The 950-nt window shown below is 40.6% G+C and carries 1 pseudogene; it reads right to left on the bottom strand.

What is annotated here, in order from left to right:
* Nucleotides 1-950 (bottom strand): annotated as a pseudogene (locus FJG96_RS08705) (hypothetical protein); the annotation flags it as partial.

Here is a 950-nt window from a genome sequence, read left to right as displayed (position 1 = left end):
TGAGAACCATTGATCGCATCCGTGGAGTTTGCAGTAATATCTCCATTCGCAAGAGATGTGATCTTACTATTCTTCTTCTCAGCATCAATGCCATGGGTCGCTACAAATGCCTCTTTATCTTCACTCCACAACAACGCATCACCTTTAACCTCTTGAGTAATATCCGTGATTTGTTGAGTAAAGTCTTGAACAACATTCGTGAGATGATTGTTCACATTCTTGATATTCGTATCAAGACCAGTAAACGCAGAACCTACATCTTTAAACTCTGCCTGCTTCGCTTCTCCCTTTTCATCAACCTGAGATAACTTATAGGTTGGTCCTGTAAAGGTACCATCTTTAAAGGATGTTTCTCCACCTAAGAACTTTGCAACATCTTGAGAGAGGGTATTAATCTGACCTCCCGTAACCGCATCATGCGAATTCTTTGCAATCTGACCATCTGCAACATTATGCAATGCAACAGGGGCTGCATTTGAGCCTTTTCCAAGCGTTACATTTGTATAATCAGTCTCACCATTTTCCTTCTTATCGTAAAGAACAACCGCTGAATCATCTGACTGAAGACTGTTAGAAAGCTGATCTAAACTTTGATCAAGCTGAGCTTTATTAACCGCTTCATTATCATTTACGGCTGCCTTAACACCAGAAAGTGTACGATCCTTACTATCCTTGTTGGCAATATTGATTTCAGTGCCTGCTACTTCTTTACCAATGTTGATGAGGCTCGTTGTAGCATCCTGCTTAACAAGACTATCACTGACAACTTGGCTAATCTGATTGTTAATATTCGTAACAGCATTCGTCATTTCATTATGAAGATTGCTGAAAGATGTACCAACACTCGCAAAGGCTTTTGCTACATCATCATAGCTCTTCTCTTCAACCTTGCTACCATCCTCGCTGACAGTGTTAACCTTAAAGCTTGGAGCAATCCACTGACCATTCTC

The organism is Bartonella mastomydis, assembly GCF_900185775.1.
GTDB classification, from domain to species: Bacteria; Pseudomonadota; Alphaproteobacteria; order Rhizobiales; family Rhizobiaceae; genus Bartonella; species Bartonella elizabethae.
This window is presented reverse-complemented; position numbering and strand designations above follow the sequence as displayed.